Annotated in this window: 13 protein-coding genes and 1 riboswitch; of the genes, 4 read left to right on the forward strand and 9 right to left on the reverse strand. The window is 66.0% G+C overall.

The genetic code is table 11. The annotated features are described in order from the left end of the window. Positions 1-52 precede the first annotated feature (52 nt). Positions 53-391 (reverse strand): hypothetical protein, encoded by a 339-nt coding sequence (locus NOF55_RS09030; RefSeq protein ID WP_306411040.1) that lies wholly within the window; start codon positions 389-391, stop codon positions 53-55. A gap of 316 nt (positions 392-707) precedes the next feature. On the opposite strand from NOF55_RS09030, the gene hpxO reads away from it, so the two are divergent. After that, on the forward strand, positions 708-1,865 hold the full coding sequence (hpxO, locus tag NOF55_RS09035) for an FAD-dependent urate hydroxylase HpxO (RefSeq protein ID WP_306411041.1): 1,158 nt from the start codon (positions 708-710) through the stop codon (positions 1,863-1,865). A gap of 19 nt (positions 1,866-1,884) precedes the next feature. Here the strand turns inward: hpxO and NOF55_RS09040 are convergent, their stop codons facing one another. The 8 genes from NOF55_RS09040 to NOF55_RS09075 form a co-directional block, all read right to left on the reverse strand. After that, a complete protein-coding gene (locus NOF55_RS09040; RefSeq protein ID WP_306411042.1) occupies positions 1,885-2,862 on the reverse strand; it encodes a HesA/MoeB/ThiF family protein in 978 nt (325 codons plus the stop codon). Beyond that, the gene (locus NOF55_RS09045; RefSeq protein WP_306411674.1) at positions 2,859-3,470 is read right to left on the reverse strand and encodes a thiamine phosphate synthase; all 612 of its coding nucleotides are present in this window, start codon (positions 3,468-3,470) and stop codon (positions 2,859-2,861) included. Before NOF55_RS09045 ends, NOF55_RS09040 begins: the two co-directional genes overlap by 4 nt. Then, positions 3,467-4,237 (reverse strand): thiazole synthase, encoded by a 771-nt coding sequence (locus NOF55_RS09050; RefSeq protein WP_306411043.1) that lies wholly within the window; start codon positions 4,235-4,237, stop codon positions 3,467-3,469. Before NOF55_RS09050 ends, NOF55_RS09045 begins: the two co-directional genes overlap by 4 nt. 2 nt (positions 4,238-4,239) lie before the next feature. After that, complete coding sequence (gene thiS, locus NOF55_RS09055; RefSeq protein WP_306411044.1) at positions 4,240-4,437, reverse strand: sulfur carrier protein ThiS; 198 nt, start codon at positions 4,435-4,437, stop codon at positions 4,240-4,242. Continuing rightward, complete coding sequence (gene thiO / locus NOF55_RS09060) at positions 4,434-5,426, reverse strand: glycine oxidase ThiO (protein ID WP_306411045.1); 993 nt, start codon at positions 5,424-5,426, stop codon at positions 4,434-4,436. Before thiO ends, thiS begins: the two co-directional genes overlap by 4 nt. 168 nt (positions 5,427-5,594) lie before the next feature. After that, a riboswitch (TPP riboswitch) is annotated at positions 5,595-5,695 on the reverse strand. Positions 5,696-5,783: 88 nt separating this feature from the next. Continuing rightward, positions 5,784-6,548 carry an IclR family transcriptional regulator gene (locus NOF55_RS09065; RefSeq protein ID WP_306411046.1) on the reverse strand — a complete coding sequence of 255 codons (765 nt, stop codon included), beginning with the start codon at positions 6,546-6,548 and terminating at the stop codon, positions 5,784-5,786. Positions 6,549-6,721: 173 nt separating this feature from the next. Then, positions 6,722-8,371, reverse strand: a complete 1,650-nt coding sequence (locus NOF55_RS09070; RefSeq protein ID WP_306411047.1) for a hydantoinase B/oxoprolinase family protein — start codon at positions 8,369-8,371, stop codon at positions 6,722-6,724. Then, positions 8,371-10,422 (reverse strand): hydantoinase/oxoprolinase family protein, encoded by a 2,052-nt coding sequence (locus tag NOF55_RS09075; RefSeq protein WP_306411048.1) that lies wholly within the window; start codon positions 10,420-10,422, stop codon positions 8,371-8,373. Before NOF55_RS09075 ends, NOF55_RS09070 begins: the two co-directional genes overlap by 1 nt. Before the next feature lie 474 nt (positions 10,423-10,896). On the opposite strand from NOF55_RS09075, the gene NOF55_RS09080 reads away from it, so the two are divergent. From NOF55_RS09080 to NOF55_RS09090, 3 genes are all read left to right on the forward strand, one after another. Further along, complete coding sequence (locus NOF55_RS09080; RefSeq protein WP_306411049.1) at positions 10,897-12,426, forward strand: ABC transporter substrate-binding protein; 1,530 nt, start codon at positions 10,897-10,899, stop codon at positions 12,424-12,426. Positions 12,427-12,559: 133 nt separating this feature from the next. Beyond that, on the forward strand, positions 12,560-13,507 hold the full coding sequence (locus NOF55_RS09085; RefSeq protein WP_306411050.1) for an ABC transporter permease: 948 nt from the start codon (positions 12,560-12,562) through the stop codon (positions 13,505-13,507). After that, positions 13,504-14,343: an ABC transporter permease gene (locus NOF55_RS09090; RefSeq protein WP_306411051.1), complete on the forward strand. Its 840-nt coding sequence runs from the start codon at positions 13,504-13,506 to the stop codon at positions 14,341-14,343. The genes NOF55_RS09085 and NOF55_RS09090 overlap by 4 nt, the downstream gene beginning before the upstream one ends. The last annotated feature ends 4 nt before the right edge of the window (positions 14,344-14,347 follow it).

The following is a 14,347-nucleotide window of genomic DNA, read 5'->3' on the forward strand; positions in this document are numbered from 1 at the left end:
CAGGCGCGCGAACCGGTCTGCCGCGTTGACTGCGGGCCGTAGGGGCCGGGTTTTATGTCAGGGCAGGCGGCGCCGGAGGGGCGCGGGGATGAAAGACACTGGAACTGGCGGCATGAACGATCTCGCCCGAGCGGGTGGCAACCGTGTTGCCCCACGCCGGCTCGGGCAATTCGGGGCCGCTGGCGCCGGCAAAGGCGTCGGGCATGTCGAAGGCCCGCACCTTGTTGCTCTGCTGCACTTCGGCGGTGAGAACCACCCGCACGGCATCGCGCGTTCCGAAGATGAGCGAGGAATTTGCGCCCGATGCGGCGGAGGCCGACTGCACGCGGGTCGTATCGGCGCTCTGCCATCCGCCATAGGATGCCAGAAGCATGAGGACGGCAAGCCACAATGAAAACACGCCCGAAGCGGCCGCAACCGTCAGGCTATACTGTCCTTCACCATGATTTTCCGGTGCGTTGCGGATTTTGCAGTCCTCTCGTTTCGACCATTATCGCACATCCGGTTGTAAAGCGCCATCCGGCATATGGTGCCGCGCACCATCCCTGCCTGTGGATGAGCGGTTCCAAAAGGGGATCGCACCGATACGGTCTTGTGCGACGCGAAAAATAACGGAAAACTGCGGGCATGAAACGGTTGCCGACATGGACGCCGGCCACCACGCCCTTTTCGGCGGATATCGTGTTTGGCAGCCAGGTTAGCGACACATGAAAGTGATCATCATCGGTGCGGGTATCGGCGGTCTCAGCGCGGGCATTGCCCTGAAGCGCATCGGTCACGAGGTGCGGATCTACGAGCAGGTCCGGGAGATCCGGCCGGTGGGCGCGGCCATTTCCGTCTGGTCCAACGGCATCAAGTGCCTGAACTATCTCGGGCTTGAAAAACAGGTGGCCAAAATCGGCGGATGGCTGGACGCGATGGCCTATGTCGACGGACTGAGCGGCGAAACCATGACCGGGTTCAGCCTCCGGCCGCTGATCGAGCAGGTCGGCCAGCGTCCCTATCCGGTGTCGCGTGCCGAGCTGCAACTGATGCTGATGCGCGAATTCGGCCTCGAGGACATCAGCCTCGGCACGAAGCTCGTCGATCTGGAGGACGACGGCGAACGGGTGACGGCGCGCTTCGAGGACGGCACGTCCGATACGGGCGCGCTGCTGATCGGCGCCGACGGGGCGCATTCCATCGTCCGCCGCCATATTCTCGGCGCGGCTCCCGAGCGTCGCTATGCAGGCTACGTCAACTGGAACGGCCTCGTCGCGATAGACGAGGCGCTGGCGCCGAAGGGCCAGTGGACGACCTTCGTGGGCGAGGGCAAGCGCGTCTCCCTCATGCCGATTGCGGGCAACCGCTTCTATTTCTTCTTCGACGTTCCCCTGCCGAGCGGGCTTCCCAACGAACGGGCGCACTACAAATCGCTTCTCGGCGGTTATTTCGCGGGATGGGCGCCGCCCGTCCATCGCCTGATCGAGCGGCTCGACCCGGACACCACCAACCGGGTGGAGATCCATGACATCGACCCGTTCATGACCTGGGCGAAGGGACGCGTGGCGCTGCTCGGCGATTCTGCCCACAACACCACGCCGGATATCGGGCAGGGCGGCTGCATGGCGATGGAGGATGCCGTGGTTCTGGCCATAACGCTCCAGACCAACACGCTTGGCATCGAGGATGCGCTGGTGCGCTACCAGAACCGCCGTAACGAGCGCGCCCGAGAACTGGTGCTGCGGGCCCGCAAGCGTTGCGACGTGACCCATGCGAAGGACATCGCGGCGACGCAGGCATGGTATGACGAGCTGCGCCGGGAAGATGGCAGCGGCATCATCCGCGGCATCGCCTCCAACATCGAATCCGGGCCCCTCGGCTGAGGCCTGCTAGCCGGGCCGTTCAGGCCGCGTCCCCGGCGGCGAGAAGGGCGAGGGGGCCGTCGCGATGGGGGCGGAGCGCCTTCGCCGCGCGCCAGGCGCGCAGCCCGGAGCGGCAGCAGAGCACGACCCGTTTTGCATCCGGCAGCGATACGGGACCGGCCTGGAAATCCGCGACCGTGAGCCGCAAGGCATCGGGGCGCAGGCTGTGCGGCGCTTCCCGTTCGTCCCGCAGCTCGATCAGAAGGTCGCCCGGCGAAAGCTCCGTCCGCGCGATGAAAGGAAATATGCCGTCTTCCGGCTCCTTCGCCCTGTCGAAGCGGAAGGAGCGGAAGCCATAACCTTCGAGGTCGAGCGTCACGAGCTGACCGAGCGGCGAGGGCGTCATGCCGGTGACGACGGCGACCGCCATCTGGGCCTGCAATGCGCCGAGCGTGCCGACGAGGGGGCCGAGCACGCCGGCCGTGGCACAGGTGGTGACATTGTTCGGCAGATCGGGAAAGATCGCCCGCACGGATGGCGCCGTGCCGCAATAGCCGCCGACATAGCCCGTCAGGCCAAGGGCGGATGCGGAAATCAGCGGCTTGCCGAGCGCCTTGCACGTATCGGACAGCGTGTAGGTGACGGCGAAGCTGTCGGCGCAATCCAGCACGACATCGGCATCGGCGACGAGCCGGGGTGCATTGGCCGCATCCAGCGCTTCCGCGACCGGAACGGTTTCCACGTCGGGGTTCAGGTCGCGCAGCCGGTCGCGGGCCGCTTCGGCCTTGAGGCGGCCGATATCGCTTTCGCCGTAGAGCGGCTGGCGGTGGAGATTGGAGCGCTCCACCCGGTCGGCATCGACCAGAACGATCCGTCCGGCGCCGGCACCGGCAAGATAGAGAAGGGCCGGGCAGCCGAGGCCGCCGAGACCGACGACGAGCAGGCGGGCCGAGCGCAGGGCGGCCTGGGCTTTTTCGCCCATCTGCGGGGCGAGCATCTGGCGGTCGTAACGGGTCATGTCGCATACTCCCGTGTTGCCGCGATCCACGCCCGGACGCGGGCTTCCGGATCGGTGTTCAGCGTGATGTCGGTGACGGCGGAGACGATGTCGGCACCGGCCGCCAGCACGCCCGCGGCGCGTTCGAGGCTGATGCCGCCGATCCCGACGAGCGGCACGTCGCCCACCCGCCGCTTCCATTCGCCGACACGCTCCAGACCCTGCGGCGCCCAGGGCATCTTCTTCAGGATCGTCGGATAGACGGGGCCGAGTGCCACATAGTCCGGCCCGACGGCGAGCGCGCGACTAAGTTCGCCGTCGTCATGGGTGCTGACGCCGAGTTTCAGCCCCGCCCGGCGGATCGCCCCGAGATCGGCCGCGTCCAGATCCTCCTGGCCGAGATGGATGAAGTCGCAGCCTTCCTCGATCGCGAGCCGCCAATAGTCGTTGACGACGAGCTGGCAGTCATGGGCGGCGCACAGATCGCGCGCCGTGCGGATGTCCGCCCGCAGGACCTCCTCCGGCCTGTCCTTGATGCGCAGTTGCACCAGACGGATGCCGAGCGGCACGAGGCGCTCCAGCCATGCGGCGGAATCGAGGATCGGATAGAAGGGATCGAGCCTCATCAGACGAAAGCCCTCCCGATGACCGGGGTCGACGGGGCGGCCATGTCCCGCGCCTCGATGGGATCGGCCTCGAACCCCTCACGGCCGGCCTCGATGGCCAGTGCGAAGGCCCGCGCCATGCGGGCCGGGTCGCCCGATTTGGCGACGGCGGTATTGACGAGAACGGCGTCATAGCCCAGTTCCATCGCCGCCGCCGCATGCGACGGCGTTCCGATTCCGGCATCGACGATCAGCGGCACGTCGGGAAAGTGGGCGCGCATGGTTTTCAGCGCATAGGGATTGTTGAGGCCGCGGCCCGAGCCGATCGGCGCGCCCCAGGGCATCAGCACCCTGCATCCCGCCGCCAGCAGCCTGTCGGCAACGACGAGATCGTCGTTCATATAGGGAAACACCTCGAACCCCTCGTCGCTCAGGACGCGGGCGGCCTCCACCAGCCCGAACGGATCGGGTTGCAGCGTATCGTGCTCGCCGATCACTTCCAGCTTGATCCAGTTGGTGGCGAACACCTCGCGCGCCATGCGGGCGGTGGTGATCGCCTCCCGGGCCGTATGACAGCCGGCGGTGTTGGGAAGAATGCGCGCGCCGAGATCCCTGATGAGTTCCCAGAAGTCCTGGCCCGCGCGGGCGCTGCCGCTTTCCCGGCGCAGCGAGACGGTGACGATCCCCGCGCCGGACGCTTTCACGCTTTCCGCGAGGATCGCCGGCGAGGGGTATTGCGCCGTGCCCAGCAGCAGGCGGCTTGCGAGCCTTTGGCCGTAAAGTTCGAGCATGGTCAGCCTCCCTGCATGGGGGCGAGAACCTCGATCTGGTCGCCCGGCTGGAGTGTCGTTTGCGGCCGCTCCTCGGCGGCCACGAATTCACCGTTCACGGCAGTGGCGACCACTGCATCGGCCAGGTCGATTTCGGCCAGCAGCGCGTCGAGCGCAGCTGCCGCGGTTTCGTGCGGGTCGCCGTTGAGGATCACTCTCATGCGGGCACCTCCATCAGTTCGGAAAGGGTTTCGGGTTGTTCGACGGCCTCCGCCACCATGCGGGCGAGCGCGGGCGAGAGCAGGAAGCCGTGACGATAAAGGCCGTTGGCATAAAGCGTCGAACCCCGCCGGATAAGGCGCGGCAGGTTGTCAGCGAAGGCGGGCCTGCGGTCGGCGGCGGTTTCGAGGATTTCGGCCTCCGCGAAGGCGGGATGCAGCGCATAGGCCGCATTGAGCAGTTCCAGCGTCGAGCGCACGCTGATGCCGCCTTTTTCGTCGCTTTCGATCATGGTCGCGCCAATCATGTGAACGCCGTCGCCGCGCGGAACGACATAAAGCGGAATCCGCGGATGCAGCAGACGGACGGGCCGGCTGAAGTGGATGTCGCGCGACCGCACCACGAGCATCTCCCCGCGCACGCCGCGCAGGCCGGCAACATCGCCGCGCGCCGCAAGACCGCGGCAATCGACCGTCATGTCCGCACCGGTCTCCACCGCACCGGCCTCCGTCCCGAGGTGAAAGACGGCGCCTTTCATGCGCAACCGTTCGGCAAGCCGTTTCAGGGCATGGCGGGGGTCGAGGTGGCCTTCGCCGGAGAAGAACAGCCCCTGTCGGAAACGGCCCTCCATATCCGGCTCGCACCCGGCGATCCCTTCGGCATCCAGCGTCTCGAAATGGCTCGTACGGCGGGCGAAACGGCGCAGTTCGGCGGCATCGCGGTCATGGGCGACGACCAGCGTGCCCTCGCGCACCACGCCGTCGATATGCCTGTCCCACCAGTCGAGCGCTTCCTGCCCCAGCCGGACGACGGGCTCTTCCGCGCTTTCGCCCTCGCACCAGGGCGCAAGCATGCCGCCCGCAAACCACGAGCAGGCATCCATGCCGATCTCCGGGCTGCGGGCGACGATCGTCACCGCATGGCCGCGGTCGGCAAGCTCGGTGGCAACCGCAAGCCCGGCCACGCCGGCGCCGACAACGGTGATGCGCATGGCTCAGCCTCCTTGCGAAAGCAGGAGGGCGGATGGGGTGAACGGGCGGGTTTCGTATCGATGGTTCGTCATGTCGTCTCTCTTTCCGAACGGAAATCGAAACGTCGCGAACGGGGGGAAGGCGAGGGGGCCTTCACGGGCCGGAACACGCTGGCGTGTCCCTTTCACAACGTACCAGATTCCGTTTCCTACGCAGGTATTACCCGGTTCAGGTTCAATGGGTTGACGCGCACGCATCTCTCAGCCGGAAGGCACCCCAACGAAATGGTCGCTTAAAGGCTTAGACCCTTTGGGCAGGGCCGGTCAAGGGCGGGGAGGGGAGAGTTGATCGCCCCGCCGGGCTTTACGGCGACGGCGTCACGCCTTGAAGCCGAACCACTTGTAGGGCAGGGCCTCGGTCATCAGCGTGAGGCACCGTTGCGATTCCTCGTCCGAAACGCTGTTGGCGAGCGCCAGAAGCGAAACGGCAGTCTCGCCGTAGCGGTTGTCGCCGGGAGCGGCCGCCAGGCACAGCGTCCACACCTCGTGGCCGGCCGCCTTTCGCGTGCCGATCACATGGCCCTTGTCCAGAAACATCTCGATCTCCGCGCGGATCGTGTCCTGTTCGACCTGCCATTGCTCGTAATGCGGCGCGTTGATCTCGATGATGCGCTCCCGCGATTCCTTGTCCATCCGCGCCATCATGCATACGCCGGCATGGCCGACGCCGAGCGGCAGACGTCCGCCGACGCCCGAAAGCAGCGGCTGGACCGGCGAGGCGCCGAGCTGAAAATCGAGGCAGACGGATTCGAAGCCCGAGCGCGCCATCAGGAAGCTGGAAATGCCGGTTCCCGCCGTGATCGAAATCAGCGCCGGCCGGAACAGATCGATCAGATCGCCGATGCCGGGCATGCGCTGTGCCAGCGCATAGATCGCGCTTCCGAGCCTGTAATTGCCGCGCCGGCCGCTCTGCTCGACAAAACCGTAATGGGCAAGGCCCGTCAGCGCCCGGTGCACGGCGGATTTGGCGTCGCCGATCGCCTCGGCGATGTCCGCAAGGCTCATGCCGCCCATGCCGGCATTGCCGAGCGCCAGAAGGATTTCCGCGCCGCGTTCGACATTGCTGGACGATTGTCTTGCCATGCTGCCCCCGTCGCCTGCGGTGAAACGCGGCATCCGAATTAATCCGATAATCGGAACCGCATTACGCAAGGCAGGTCCCACCGTCAAGAGGCCGTCACCGTCCGGCTCGCCCTGCGGACATACCCAAAAAAGGCCCGGCTTCCGTCATGCCGGAAACCGGGCCAGCTGGGGAATCAGGCACCGTAGACGGTTTTCGCCGCCTCGGCGGAAATACGCCCGTCGCGGATGTCTGCGGCAATGGCGGCCGGGTCGCGGTCCGCCGGCTTGCCGTAGCCACCCGCTCCGGGGGTGACGATTTCGAGAATATCGCCCTTGAAGATATCGCCGGCACCGTTCGCCAGCCGCTCGGGCGCACCGACAATGACGAAGGAACCGCGACCGCCCGGCAGGCCGCCGTCCAGCCCCCAGGGACGGGAGACGAAGCGCGAACCGCCGATGGAGACGCGGCAATCGGCCTCGGCGCGATAGACGCGGCGAAGCCCCATGCCGCCACGGAACCGTCCCGCCCCGCCGGAGCCGTCGACCAGCTCGTAGGCGATCAGCGTCAGCGGATATTCGGTTTCGAGCGATTCCAGCGGCAGGTTGGAGGTATTGGTCATATGCACATGCACGCCATCCAGCCCGTCCTTATTATATCGTGCGCCGAAACCGCCGCCGATGGTTTCGAGATAGACCCACAAGCCTCCGTCGGCCCGCGCGCCGGAGAAGCTGGCGACCGCCACCGAACCGTTGCTGGCCGCGGTGACGCGATGCGGCACGACCTGCGCCAGCGCGCCGTGGATCAGATCGACCACCCGCTGGCAGGCGGCGATGCGCCCGTCGACGGCGGCCGGATGGGCGCAATTCAGCAGCGTGCCCTTTTCCGCCGTCACATGGATCGGCCGGGCGAGACCGGCATTCGGCAGCACGGTCGGATCGACCACGGTCTTCACCGCATAGTAGACGGTGGACAGCAGCGCCGTATAGACGACGTTGAGGCCGGCGCGGACCTGTGGCGGACTGACGAAGTCCAGCGCCATCTCGTCGCCGCGCACGGTGATGGTGACAGAGAATTCCAGCTCCTGCGCCAGCGATTCCGCATCGAACAGGTCGGTGAAGGAATAGGTGCCATCCGGAATGGAGGCGATGCCGGCGCGCATCTTGCGCTCGGCATAGCCCATCAGCTCGCGGCCGGCGGCGAGAACCGTGTCGGTCGAATACTTGTCGCACAGTTCCTTGAGCCGGGTGACGCCGAGGCGGTTCGCCGCCATCTGGGCACGCAGGTCGGACAGGCGCTCATGCGGCACCTGGCAATTGAGCAGGAACAGCTTCTGGATATCCTCCTGGAGAATGCCCTTGCGGTAGAGCCTGACGGGCGGAATGCGCAGGCCCTCCTGATAGATATGGGCATGGCCGCGGTCGGCGAAGTCGGAATGGTGGGCGGTGTTGATCGCCCAGGCGATCAGCCGCCCGTCATGGAAGATCGGCTCGGCCAGAACGATGTCCGGCAGGTGGGTGCCGCCGCCCTCATAGGCGTCGTTGCCGATGAAGACGTCGCCCGCCGCGATGCTTTCGGCCCCCACATGTTCCAGTATATAAGGAATGAAGCCGATGAAGGAGCCGAGGTGCATCGGGATGTGCTCGGCCTGGCAGAGCATCGAGCCCGTGGCGTCGAACAGCGCCGTCGAGCAGTCGCGGCGCTCCTTGATGTTGGTGGAGTAGCTGGCGCGGACGAGTGCCTCGCCCATCTCCTCGACGGTGGAGGCGAAAGCGCTGCCGATGACCTCGACCGTGATCGGGTTGAGCGCCACGGCGGGGCCGGGTGCGATTGCGGCGTTGGTCATCACTTTTCCTCCACGATGAGGTTGAGATAGGCATCAACCGTCGCGACATGACCGGGCGGCAGAACGGTGGTCGAATCCATCTGGTCGATGATGGCCGGGCCGGCGACGACATTGCCCGGCTTTAGCAGATCGCGGTCATAGAGCGTCGCCGGGGTGAAGCCGCCGGCTTCCGCCATCCAGACATCGCGCTTGCCGGAGATGGCGGCGGACGAATCCTCGCCCTCGATTTCGCGCGCCTTGAAAGCGGCCTTTTCCACCACGCCGCTCGCCGTCAGGCGATAGGTGACGAGCTGCACCGGCTCGCCCTCGGCGATGAAGCCGTAGAGCTGGCGGTGCGCCTGTTCGAAGCTTTCCTTGACCACGCGGAAAGTTTCTTCCGTGACCGGGCCATCCGGCAGGGCGACGGCGATCTCGTAGTTCTGGCCGGCATAGCGGCAATCGACCGTGCGGGCCGTGACACGGGCCCCCGGTGCGATCTTCTCGCGCTCGAACCACACCGCCGCCTGTTCTTCCAGACCGGCATAGAGTACCGCGATGGTTTCCGGCGACACCTGATCGAGCCGGTGCAGCACGGTGGCGGAGAAATCGGTGCGCAGGTCGGTCATCAGCAGACCCAGCGCGCAGAGCACGCCCGGCGTCTTCGGCACGATGATGCGCTTCATGCCGAGTTCACGGGCAAGCCGCACGGCATGGACCGGGCCGGCGCCGCCGAAGGCGACGAGTGCGTAGTCGCGCGGGTCGTGGCCGCGCTGCACGGAAATCACCCGGATCGCCTTGGCCATGTTGGCGGTGACGATGTCGAGAATGCCGTTCGCGGTTTCCAGAACGCCCATGCCGAGCCTTTCGGCCAGCCGCTCCACCGCCTTGACGGACAGCGAACGGTCGATCTTCATGCGGCCGTTGAGCAGGTATTCCGGGTTCTGGGTCTGGAGCACGACATTGGCGTCGGTCACGGTCGGCTCCCCGTTGCCGAGGCCGTAGCAGGCCGGGCCGGGATTGGCGCCGGCCGAGCGCGGGCCGACCTTCAGGTGATTGCCCGAGTCGATATAGGCGATGGAGCCGCCGCCCGCACCGACCGTGTGGATATCGAGCATCGGCGCCTTGATCGGATAGCCATGCACGACCGATTCCGAAACAACGCGGCACTGGCCCTCGGCGAGCAGCGCGACGTCGGAGCTGGTGCCGCCCATGTCGAAGGTGATGAGGTTGTCGATGCCGGTCATGCGGCCGACCGCCTGCGCCGCGACGACGCCGGTGGAAGGGCCGGACAGCACGGTGCGCACCGGCATTTCCGCCGCCGCGTCGAAGCCGATCACCCCGCCGTTCGACTGGGTGAGCTGCGGCGCGACCGTGATGCCGAGATCGGTGAGCTTGGCCGAGAGCGCCTTGACATAGCCCTGCATGACCGGGCCGAGATAGGCGTTGACGACCGTGGTGGAAAGCCGTTCGAACTCGCGGAACTCCGGCGCGATGCGGTGCGACAGCGAATGGAAGGCTTCCGGGAATTCCTCTTCGAGGATGCGGGCGGCGATCTTCTCGTGCTCGGCGTGCATGAAGGAATAAAGGAAGCTGACCGCGACGGCCTTGACGCCCTCGGCCTTCAGCGCCCGCACCGCCTGCCGCAGCGCGTCCTCGTCCAGCGGCGTCTCCACCGTGCCGTTGGCGAGAACCCGCTCGTCCACGCCGAAACGCAGGTGGCGTTCCACCAGAAGCTCCGGCTTGTCGGCCTGAAGATCGTAGAGATCGGGGCGCTTCTGGCGGCCGATTTCGAGCAGGTCGCGGAAACCGCCGGTGGTCAGAAGCCCGGTCTTCACGCCGCGGCCCTGGATGAGCGCGTTGGTGGCGACCGTGGTGCCGTGGCCGACATAGGAAACCGCATCCGCCGTCGTGCCGACCCGCTCGATACCGTCGGCCACGCCCTGCGTGATGCCGCGCGACGGATCGTCGGGAGTCGAGGAAACCTTCCAGATCACGACCTCGCCGGTTTCATCCTCGAACAGGCAAACGTCGGTGAATGTGCCACCGGAATCCACGCCAATCCGCCATGCCATGACAGTTCCTTCCTAATCGATCTCGTTCGGGGAAGCGCAGCCGGCCGGAGGGGCAGCGCCACCTGATGCACAGGGCCGGCCCGCGGGAAAGCATCGCTTGCCGCTACGGGAACACGGCGGCCGGTCAATCCCGGCTGCTGGACGGACTGTATGACCGGCTTTGTCGGACTGTCAATCACAATTCCAATATTACGATCAAATTACATTTGATATTCTATTTATAAGAATAAAACAGCAAAAAGACGCAAATTTCCGCGAAATCGCTCATTTATTCCTATATTTGAAATTAAAATATTTCAATGGATCAATTAATGGAATTTTTCTTGACACCTGGAAAAAGCGCTCATTATTGTTTCGTGAGCGACGGGACAGCCCGTGCCCTTGCGAGGTGACGAAATCGTCTTCCGCAGCCGGCACGCCGGATCGTCCCTGCCGGCTGGCAAGCATGTATCAACACATAATGGGGAACAAACCATGATACTCGATCGCCGTACCCTTCTGAAACTGACTGCCGCCTCCGGCGCAGCGCTGGCGATGGGCGCGCGCGCTTCCTTCGCCCAGGCCCCGGCCGACACGCTGCGCATCGGGCTTTCCACCTACCCGCCGCACCTCAGGCCGTGGGTGAATGTCGGCTATGCCGGCCAGCTCGTCTCCTCCCTCATCAACCGCTCGCTGATGACCTACACGCCGGAAGGCGAACTTGTCGGCGAACTGGCCGAAAGCTTCGAGCGCGACGGCGATCTCGCCTGGGTCGTCAAGCTGAAGGACGCGAAGTTCTCCAACGACGCCCCCGTCACCGCCGCCGATGTCGAATGGAACATCGAGACAATCAAGGCCGAGGGCTCCGGCGCCTATACCCGCGACGCCATGCTGGAAGTCGAGAAGGTCGAGATCGTCGACGAGAAAACCCTCAAGCTTCTCACCAAATCGGCGAATGCTGCGTTGCCGGCGCTCTTCGCCAACCCCTTCCTGCCGATCGTCGCCAGGGATTCGACCGCCACGCAGGATCATGGCATCGGCGCCGGGCCGTTCACGCTCGCCAATGCCGAACGCGGCGTCGCGCTCGATTTCGAAGCCTCGCCCCACTATTTCAAGGAGGGTCTTCCGACATTCGCCAAGGTGCGCGTCGTCGCCTATGCCGACGAGAACCTGCGCGTGGCGGCGATCACCGCCGGCGATGTCGACGTGATCGACTACGTGCCGTGGAGCGCGATGGACCAGCTCGACCAGGATGCGAACGTGGCGCTCGAAACCGTCGCCAGCGGCGCCTTCATGTTCCTGTCCTTCAACGGGTCCGGCGCCTTCAAGGATCATCGCCTGCGCCGTGCGGTCTCGCTCGCCATCCGCCGCGAGGAGATCGTCAACGGTGTGTTCTTCGGCCGCGGCGCGCCGCTCGAAGGCGTTCCCCGCTCCGCGGCGACGCCCTATTACGACGCCGATCTCGCCAAGGGCCAGACCTACGATCCGGACCGCGCCAAGGCGCTGATCCAGGAAGCCGGGGCCGAGGGCGTGACCGTCAACCTGCTTTCGACCGCCCAGTACGGCATGCACCGCGACACCGCCGTCATCGTCCAGGGCCATCTCGCCGAAGTCGGCATCAACGTGACGCTGACCATGCCCGACTGGTCGACGCGCGTGACGATGGGCAATCGCGGCCAGGGCGATTTCGCCGTGCAGGGGCTCGGCCTCGACACGTTCGACCCGGATGCGGTCAGCGCCCTCATCGACCCGACGCTTTCGCCGTCCTTCTTCCGCTCGCGCGGCTTCGAGGTGCCTGGCCTGACGGAGCTGATCGCCAGGGGGCGCGCCGAGTTCGACCTCGAAAAGCGCAAGGCGATCTATACCGAGATCGACAAGCTCGTCATCGAATACACTCCCTTCTGCGGCCTGTCCTATCGCGCCACCGGCTTTGCCCGGCTCCAGCGCGTCGGCAACTTCCGCATGCTTCCGGATCAGATCTCACCCTTTTCTGGACGCCTTTTCGACGAACTGTCGCTGTCGTAACATCTGGAATTCACCCGGGTGGCAACCACACCGCCGCCCGGGTGCCCGTTTCTCGTCTTCCATGCGGAAGAGGCCTGAAAGGCGCTTGCTTTCAGGTTGACGATGCATGGCCGGCCGCCGGAGGGCTGTCTTCATGTTCTGGTTCCTGCAGCGAGTAGCCATTTCCCTCGCGCTGCTCTGGGTCGTCACCAGCCTCGTCTTTCTGTCCATCTACATGGTGCCCGGCGATCCGGCGGAACTTCTGCTTTCCGGCGAGGGCACGACGCCCGATCCCGCCTCCGTGGCGCAGCTGCGCGCCGAACTCGGCCTCGACCGCCCCGTTCTGGCGCAATATGCCGAGCGCATGGCCGGCCTCGCGCGCTTCGACCTCGGCAACTCGATGATCGACGGCTCCCCCGTCGCCTCCGAAATCGCCAGCCGCCTGCCGCGCACGCTGGAGCTGGTCGCCGCCGCCGCGATCCTCAGCCTCATCGCCGGCATTCCGGCCGGCGTCGTCGCCGCGCTGCGCCAGGGCGGCCGCTTCGACCGCGCCGCGAACTTTCTTGCCGGCTTCTCGCAGGGCATTCCCGTCTTCGTCGCCGGCACGCTGATCATTCTCCTCTTCGCGCAGATCTGGAGGCTGGTGCCGGCCGGCGGCTATGCCAATTTCACCGATGCCCCCGGCCGGCACCTGATCCTGCTTTCCATGCCGGCCGGCGCCATCGCCATCGGCCTTGCCGCCATCGTCTTCCGCATCGCGCGGGCCTCCGTGCTCGACGTGCTGCCGCTCGACTATGTCCGCACCGCCCGCGCCAAGGGGCTGCCGCAGGGCCGCATCGTCGCCCGCCACATCCTGCGCAATGCGCTGATGCCGGTCATTACCGTCTTCGCGCTCAATCTCGGCGGCCTGTTCGGCGGCACGGTGCTGGTCGAATACGTGTTCAACTGGCCGGGCCTCTCCGGCATGCTGGTCAGCGCCGTCAACTCGCGCGACTACCCGACCGTGACCGCCGTCATTCTGGTCATTTCGGCCCTGTTCATCACGCTCAACCTCGTCGTCGACATTCTCTACGGCATCACCGATCCGAGGGTCCGCAAATGAAGCTCTCGCTCCGCCTCCTCTGGCCGCTGCTGCTCGCCCTCATCGTGCTGGTCTGCCTGCTGGCGCCGGTCCTGCCGTTTGCCGAGCCGCTGAAGATGAACATGGGCCAGCGGTTTGCCGCACCGTCGGCCGCCTTCCCGCTCGGCCAGGACGAAATGGGCCGCGACATCCTCTCGCGCCTGGTCTTCGGTGTCCGCATCTCGCTGTTCATAGCGCTCTCGACCGCTGTCCTGTCCGCCCTCATCGGTACGGCGCTCGGCATCATCGGCGGTTATATGCGGGGTTTCAGCGAAATCCTGACGCTGAGGGCGATGGATGTCGTCCTGTGCTTCCCGCCGCTGCTGCTCGCCATGCTGGCCGTGACGCTCTACGGTCCCGGCCCGATGACGCTGATCCCGGTGCTGTCCGTGGTCTTCGTGCCCGGCTTCACCCGCATCGCCTATTCCAGCGTCCTGACCGTGCGGTCGCAGGATTACGTCGAGGCCGTCCGGGCGATGGGCGCGAGCAACGGCCGCATCATGCTCAGGACCATCCTGCCGAACATCATGGGGCCGCTTCTGGTGCAGGTCAGCTTCGTCACCGCCGCCGCCGTCGTGCTGGAATCGGGGCTCTCCTTCCTCGGCCTCGGCGTCGTTCCGCCCTCGCCTTCCCTCGGGCTGATGATCGGAACGGGCCGCGCGGCAATCGCGCATCAGCCCATGCTGCTCGTCTGGCCGTGCCTGGCGCTCGTGGCGATGATCCTCGTGCTGAACGGCGTCTGCGACCTCCTGCGCGACTGGCTCGACCCGCGCTCGGCGGCGGGGGCAGCACTTTCGAGAAGCAGCAGCGGCGCATGAGACA

Origin of the sequence: Ectorhizobium quercum, from assembly GCF_026552795.1 — a bacterium.
Taxonomy (GTDB): Bacteria; Pseudomonadota; Alphaproteobacteria; order Rhizobiales; family Rhizobiaceae; genus Ectorhizobium; species Ectorhizobium quercum.